Raw genomic sequence first — 6546 nt, 5'->3', positions numbered from 1 at the left:
TGTGAGAGGATTCGAACCTCCGACCCTCGCCACCCCATGACGATGCGCTACCAGGCTGCGCTACACACCGACGTTCCTGAAAGAGCTTCTCTCAGAGGTTGGCTATCTTAGCCTAAGTCTTTGATGCTGTGAAGCTTATAGGTCTATTGTGTAATAACTTCTGCTCCGACAACCAGCACTGTGGCAGTCTGGTTATAGTGCCCTATAGATCCTCCTTGAGTGGCTCCCTGTTCGCCAAAAGTATTGAAACCTATTACTGGCACGTCACCACATACCTCTTTGACTAAGCTCATATCATCCACCTGTAAGCGGCATTTGAGTTGGTGGCGCAGAATGCAGTTAAAAATTATTACAGCAGCTATCTCTTTGGGGCTTCCCGCGTCAAAAACCGCTTTCTCTAAAGTTTCTTTAAATCGTGAGCGAGCCATTGCTTGGTCTGTTTTCATCTCACGCAGGAAGGCACCTTTGGGAATCTCAGCATAAAAACTGACACTGCCATCATCATGTACTTCTTGAGCACTTTTGATCGTGTACTCTGCAAAAACATCTGACGATTTAATTCCAAAAGGATTCTGAACAAATAACTCTGGCGTTAGTACTTCACTATCTAGAATTTTCTTTAAAACTTCAGCCGCTGGTTTACCGTTGAGTTCATAAACCCGGCGACCAGATGCTTTGGTTACTACAGCACCCTTGCTCGCGGGCTGGTATGGATGCCCCATTGCCACACCCATCTTTAAACCACTGCACAGACTTGCTACGACGGCAGAACCGGTATGAACACCATTGCAGATCTGATAGGTATCAGGAACAGAAAAGTCATTGGCAGTAGAACCTCCTATGATCTGAGTCGAGGTACCTGATTCCAGTATGATACTTCGTAGGAAGGCTTCTTCCTGGCCTGAGGCGCCATCAGGAAGAACCAGATTGATATAGGGCTTTATCCGTGAAACATCCTTCGCTCCTTTACGGTCTAAAGCTATAGCCATCAGTGACATTACCGCTGGATTTGACTGTAGATTAGAGAAGGCATTGCGTATTGCATCTTGAGCAGCTTGTTCCGGCTGACTATGCAGTTCTTGACCCACTCCCACACCAACACTCAAATATGCACTTTGTAGAGTCATCACCACAACCGCATCCCCTGTTGGTGAGTCCTCAAGACTGGAGAACTCTCCGCAAGAGCTACCACCTATGATAGGAATATCCTTGCTTACTTCTTCCCGGATAGCCTGGTAGGCCTGTTCAATGTTCTGGGCAAAGTTGATAAAGCAGATAACCAGTTCTGGTTTAGGTGTGCTTTCCAGCGCTTGTTTGATTGCAGTCTGGGCGTTTATATCATGCCCGATACCCACTCGTACTATAGCCATAATCCATTTCTCATTTCAGCGAACGTACGATGCTAGACAAGAGATAATAGATAACCAACCGGCGGAGGCTAAAACAGTGCCAAAGTGTAAAGTAATAAAGACTATGTAAGTAAAACGCTTGTTTTATTTTTCCGAAAATTAGCACTACACGCGCTTCAAAGTTTCCAGAATATCCTCAAGCTCTGTAATGGTTTGTCTGAGTAGTTGTTTATACTGACTCTGATCATCACCGTTATTTTCACCAGAAAGATACTGCTTTGCACCACTCAAAGTGTAACCTTGATCATGAAGCAGGCTTTTGATCTGCCTGATCAGAAGTACATCTTGTCTCTGGTAATAACGGCGATTGTTACGTTTGACAGGTGAAATCTGCTTAAACTCTTTCTCCCAATAACGCAGTACGTGCGTTTTCAGGTCACATAGTTTAGCGACTTCACCGATTGTGAAATAACGCTTACCCGGAATAGGGTTTGGGTCGTTACTCTGCTCCATCTCCAGCATAAGTTTCGACGCGGTCCTTCAGTTTCTGTCCAGGGCGGAAGGTTACAACACGGCGTGCCGAAATTGGAACCTCTTCCCCGGTTTTAGGATTCCGGCCCGGTCTTTGTCGCTTATCGCGAAGATCAAAGTTACCAAAGCCGGACAGTTTCACCTGCTCGTTATCAGCCAGACATGCCCGGATCTCATCAAAGAACGATTCCACCATCTCTTTGGCTTCACGTTTGTTCAAACCCAGCTCTTCGTTAAGGCGTTCCGCCATCTCAGCTTTTGTTAACGAGCTCATGTAAATCACCTTTCGCTGCTTACTCTCGCAATGAGGCACTAAACTCACTGGCCAGTGCAGAAACAACCGCATCAATTGCGTTGTTTATTTCTTCATCATTAAGAGTGCGCGAAGGATGCTGCCACGTCAAGCCCACGGCAAGACTTTTTCTACCTTTTTCAATACCTTGGCCCTGATAGACATCAAAAAGGGTTACATTTTTAACAAATTCCCCAGCCTGTTTTTCAGCAACCTGACGAATCGCATCGAAGGCAACCTGCTCATCAACGATCAATGCCAGATCACGACGAGACTCTGGGAACTTGGAAATTTCAGTGTAACGAGACAGTTTACCCTGGCACAAAGCAGCCTGATTAACCTCGAACAGATAAACCGCACCATTCAAGCCAAGCTCTTTAACCAGATTAGGGTGCAAAGCTCCTACATAACCCACCTTCTCGCCATTCTTCTCGATACGAGCAGTTTGACCTGGGTGAAGAGCAACATGGCGATCAGCAACAAAGCTAAATTCGTCCTGAGCACCACCAAGCGCCAGTAGGCTTTCCAGATCACCCTTGATATCAAAGAAATCAACCTGATCTTTACCTGCATTCCACCCTTCAGGATCACGTGAGCCAGCAATTAAGCCTGCTACAACATTCTCTTGAACAATCTCATCGCCGCCTGTTGGTAGGAAGCGTTGACCGCTTTCAAACATACGTACACGGCCCTGCTGACGATTCTGGTTGTATTGCAGCGCTTTAACCAGACCCGGCCAGATAGTCGTACGCATAATAGCCATCTCAGCAGAGATTGGGTTTGCCAGTGCAATTCCTTCATACTGATCATCAAACTGTTTCTGCAGACCAGCTTCGATAAAGCTGTAGGTGATCGCTTCCTGATAACCCAGAGCAATCAGAGCCCGTCGAACCTGCTGGATAGAAACCTGAGTTTCATCCTTCTCCTTAATCGGCATAGAAGCCGTTGGCGTACGAACCGGTAGGTTGTTGTAGCCGTAGACACGCGCCAGTTCTTCAATCAGATCCACTTCGATAGCGATATCGAAACGGTAGGAAGGTACAGAAACATGCCACTCGCCTTCAGTTGAAGTGCGTTCTACACCCAAGCCCAGACGAGTCAGAATCTCTTCAATCTCTTCTGCAGGCATATCAAATGCCAGCATTGCGTTCACTTTCGCATGACGCAGGAACACCTGGCGATCTGAAGGCAGTTCATCCTGGTTCGCTGTTTCAGTTACAGGACCCGCTTCGCCACCTACGATATCCAGCAACAGTTCAGTCGCACGGTTGATCGCACGAGTCTGCAACTGCCAGTCCACACCACGCTCAAAGCGGTGCGAGGAATCTGTGTGCAAGCCATAAGAACGCGCACGGCCAGCAATAGAGATCGGGTTAAAGAAAGCACTTTCAAGGAAGATATTCTTCGTTTCAGCAGTAACACTGGTAGGTTCACCACCCATAATGCCGGCCATAGCAACAGGGCCATTGGCATCAGTAATTGCCAGTGTGTCAGCATTCAACTCAACTTCCTGGCCATCAAGAAGTATTAGTTTCTCACCCTGCTCTGCGCGACGAACAACAATACCGCCAGCCAGTTTATCCAGGTCAAAAGCGTGCATTGGCTGACCCAGTTCAAGCAGAACATAGTTAGTAACATCAACAACCGGATCGATGCTACGTACACCAGAACGCTCCAGCTTCTGTTTCATCCACAGTGGTGTTTCTGCAGCCGGATCGATACCACGAATCACTCTGCCTACATAACGTGGGCAGTCTGCCGCATCTTTCAACTCAACCGCAAAGGTATCGTCGATCACAGCAGCCGTTTCTTTATCTTCAACAAAAGTAACCGGCGCTTTGTTCAGTACACCCACCTCACGCGCCAGACCCGCAATACTCAGGCAGTCACCACGGTTAGGTGTCAGATCAACATCAATGATCTTGTCATCAAGATTCAGATATTCACGGATACAAGTGCCCACTGGAGCATCTGCCGGTAGTTCCATGATGCCATCGTGATCATCAGAAATACCCAGCTCGTCTTCCGCACACAGCATGCCGAAGGACTCAACCTGACGCAGCTTAGCTTTCTTGATCTTAAACTCTTTTCCATCTGGGGTAGGCAGAACCGCACCAACTGTCGCAAATGCAGTTTTTAGGCCTGTACGGGCGTTCGGCGCACCGCACACTACCTGAAACTCTTCGTTACCATCAGTAACTTTACATACCTGCAGCTTATCCGCATTTGGGTGCTGCTCAGCACTTAGAATCTCACCAACAACGACACCTGTGAAATCTTTTGCTGCTGCTTCAACTTCGTCTACTTCCAGACCTGCCATAGTGATCTGGTCAACAATACCCTGAGTATCGATTGCAGGGTTTACCAGTTCACGTAACCACTTTTCACTGAATTTCATTTTGCTTTCCCGAAAATCCTGTTAATAACCGCTATAACGTTTGTCTTGATCAGTTGAACTGATTCAGGAAACGCAGGTCGTTTTCAAAGAACAGACGCAGGTCATTTACGCCGTAACGCAGCATCGCCAGACGCTCGACACCCATACCGAAAGCAAAGCCGGTGTACTCTTCCGGATCGATGCCGGAGTATTCAAATACTTTTGGATGTACCATGCCGCAGCCAAGTACTTCCAACCATTTACCGTCGCCACGGTCGATATCCACTTCAATAGAAGGCTCAGTAAACGGGAAGTAAGATGGGCGGAAACGAACACGCACATCCTCTTCAAAGAAGGCACGTAGGAACTGTTCTAGCGTACCTTTCAGATCAGCAAAGCTGATATTTTTATCAACAATCAAACCTTCTACCTGATGGAACATTGGTGAATGCGTCTGGTCGTAATCACAACGATACACACGGCCAGGGCAGATGATACGCAGTGGCGGTTGCTGAGATTCCATAGTACGTACCTGCACACCAGAGGTATGAGTACGCAGTAGAGTATTAGCATTAAAGTAGAATGTATCATGCATCGCACGAGCCGGATGGTGCGATGGAATATTCAGCGCTTCGAAGTTGTGATAATCATCTTCGATCTCTGGACCTTCTTCTACTGTGTAACCTATGGAAGCAAAGAACTCTTCGATGCGCTCCATAGTTTTAGTTACCGGATGCAGACCACCTAACTCTTGGCCACGTCCTGGCAGAGTTACATCAATGGTCTCTTCAGCTAGCTTCGCTTCAAGGGCTGCAGATTCCAACGCAGTTTTGCGCTCATTAATCTTTTCTTGCAGCGCCTGTTTTGCTTCATTGATTTTGGCACCTGCCTGAGGACGTTCCTCAGCAGAAAGCTTACCTAAACCTTTCAGAAGAGCAGTCAGTTCGCCTTTTTTGCCCAAGTACTGAACACGTACATCGTCCAGTTCCTGAGTTGTTGTTGCCTTTGCGACAGCTTCACTACCTGCTGCCAACAGGCTTTGAATATTTTCCATTAATCCGGCTCCAATTGGAGTTACTATCTAAATTCTTTTATACGATCTTTAAAATCGGTCTTTTTGCGCAGAGCTCAGTCTTATCTGTCTAAAATCTGAACAAAAAAACCGAAAAAATAGGGGAAGAGCTTGCACCCTTCCCCTATTTCAATAAGTCGCTTACACGACACTGGGTGCCAGCTTACGCCAGAGAAGCTTTAGCTTTCTCAACGATTGCAGCAAATGCGCCAGCTTCGTGAACAGCCAGATCAGCCAGAACCTTACGGTCGATTTCGATGTTAGCCTTTTTCAGACCAGCAATGAAACGGCTGTAGGACAGACCATTCAGACGTGCACCAGCGTTGATACGTGCAATCCACAGAGCGCGGAACTGACGCTTACGCTGACGACGGTCACGGTATGCATACTGACCAGCTTTGATAACCGCCTGTTTAGCAACGCGGAATACTCGGCTACGAGCACCGTAGTAACCTTTTGCTTTTTTCAGGACTTTTTTGTGACGACGACGTGCAATAACACCACGTTTTACGCGAGCCATGTCTTTCTTCCTCTAAATTCTGTTACTAAAAAATCGATTAAATATAAGGCAGCATGCGACGAACCAACGCCTTGTCTGCAGCGTGAACCTGCAGCATAGGGCGAAGCTGACGCTTACGCTTAGTAGATTTCTTAGTCAGAATGTGACTAGTGAAAGACTGCTTGTGCTTAAAGCCGTTAGCGGTTTTTTTAAAACGCTTAGCCGCACCACTATTAGATTTCATTTTAGGCATTACTAAAATCTCCACGCATTCGTTAATTTTTTTTCACCCGAAACAAACGACAAAACCCGCAGCCGACTTTTTCAAGTCAGTCACGGGTTAAGGAAAGTAACGAGTTACTTTTTCTTCTTCGGAGCTAAGACCATGACCAGTTGACGACCTTCCATTTTTGGACGCTGTTCAAC

General features: G+C 46.9%; 7 protein-coding genes. All 7 read right to left on the bottom strand.

Translation table 11 applies throughout. The annotated features are described in order from the left end of the window. Positions 1 to 143 precede the first annotated feature (143 nt). Positions 144 to 1370, bottom strand: coding sequence for an FIST N-terminal domain-containing protein (locus GY843_RS16715; protein ID WP_297311255.1), 1227 nt, complete (start codon positions 1368 to 1370; stop codon positions 144 to 146). 144 nt (positions 1371 to 1514) lie between these two features. Next, positions 1515 to 1871, bottom strand: coding sequence for a MerR family transcriptional regulator (locus tag GY843_RS16710; RefSeq protein ID WP_297311254.1), 357 nt, complete (start codon positions 1869 to 1871; stop codon positions 1515 to 1517). Continuing rightward, positions 1849 to 2154 carry an integration host factor subunit alpha gene (gene ihfA, locus GY843_RS16705; RefSeq protein WP_297311252.1) on the bottom strand — a complete coding sequence of 102 codons (306 nt, stop codon included), beginning with the start codon at positions 2152 to 2154 and terminating at the stop codon, positions 1849 to 1851. Before ihfA ends, GY843_RS16710 begins: the two co-directional genes overlap by 23 nt. A gap of 19 nt (positions 2155 to 2173) precedes the next feature. After that, positions 2174 to 4570: a phenylalanine--tRNA ligase subunit beta gene (gene pheT / locus GY843_RS16700; RefSeq protein WP_297311250.1), complete on the bottom strand. Its 2397-nt coding sequence runs from the start codon at positions 4568 to 4570 to the stop codon at positions 2174 to 2176. Between the two features lie 49 nt (positions 4571 to 4619). Continuing rightward, complete coding sequence (gene pheS / locus GY843_RS16695) at positions 4620 to 5603, bottom strand: phenylalanine--tRNA ligase subunit alpha (RefSeq protein ID WP_297311249.1); 984 nt, start codon at positions 5601 to 5603, stop codon at positions 4620 to 4622. Positions 5604 to 5784: 181 nt separating this feature from the next. Then, positions 5785 to 6141: a 50S ribosomal protein L20 gene (gene rplT, locus GY843_RS16690; protein ID WP_007022506.1), complete on the bottom strand. Its 357-nt coding sequence runs from the start codon at positions 6139 to 6141 to the stop codon at positions 5785 to 5787. 37 nt (positions 6142 to 6178) lie between these two features. Continuing rightward, positions 6179 to 6373, bottom strand: coding sequence for a 50S ribosomal protein L35 (gene rpmI, locus GY843_RS16685; RefSeq protein WP_007022505.1), 195 nt, complete (start codon positions 6371 to 6373; stop codon positions 6179 to 6181). Positions 6374 to 6546 lie beyond the last annotated feature (173 nt).

It is taken from the genome of Neptuniibacter sp. (assembly GCF_024231755.1).
Classification (GTDB): Bacteria; Pseudomonadota; Gammaproteobacteria; order Pseudomonadales; family Balneatricaceae; genus Neptuniibacter.
The sequence above is the reverse complement of the archived record's forward strand: the minus strand, read 5'-3'. Positions and strand labels throughout refer to the sequence as shown.

Bases quoted from the DNA above. Each gene is read 5' to 3' on its own strand.
- GY843_RS16715 (WP_297311255.1), bottom strand. From the start codon at position 1,370: ATGGCTATAGTACGAGTGGGTATCGGGCATGATATAAACGCCCAGACT.
- GY843_RS16710 (WP_297311254.1), bottom strand. From the start codon at position 1,871: ATGCTGGAGATGGAGCAGAGTAACGACCCAAACCCTATTCCGGGTAAG.
- ihfA (WP_297311252.1), bottom strand. From the start codon at position 2,154: ATGAGCTCGTTAACAAAAGCTGAGATGGCGGAACGCCTTAACGAAGAG.
- pheT (WP_297311250.1), bottom strand. From the start codon at position 4,570: ATGAAATTCAGTGAAAAGTGGTTACGTGAACTGGTAAACCCTGCAATC.
- pheS (WP_297311249.1), bottom strand. From the start codon at position 5,603: ATGGAAAATATTCAAAGCCTGTTGGCAGCAGGTAGTGAAGCTGTCGCA.
- rplT (WP_007022506.1), bottom strand. From the start codon at position 6,141: ATGGCTCGCGTAAAACGTGGTGTTATTGCACGTCGTCGTCACAAAAAA.
- rpmI (WP_007022505.1), bottom strand. From the start codon at position 6,373: ATGCCTAAAATGAAATCTAATAGTGGTGCGGCTAAGCGTTTTAAAAAA.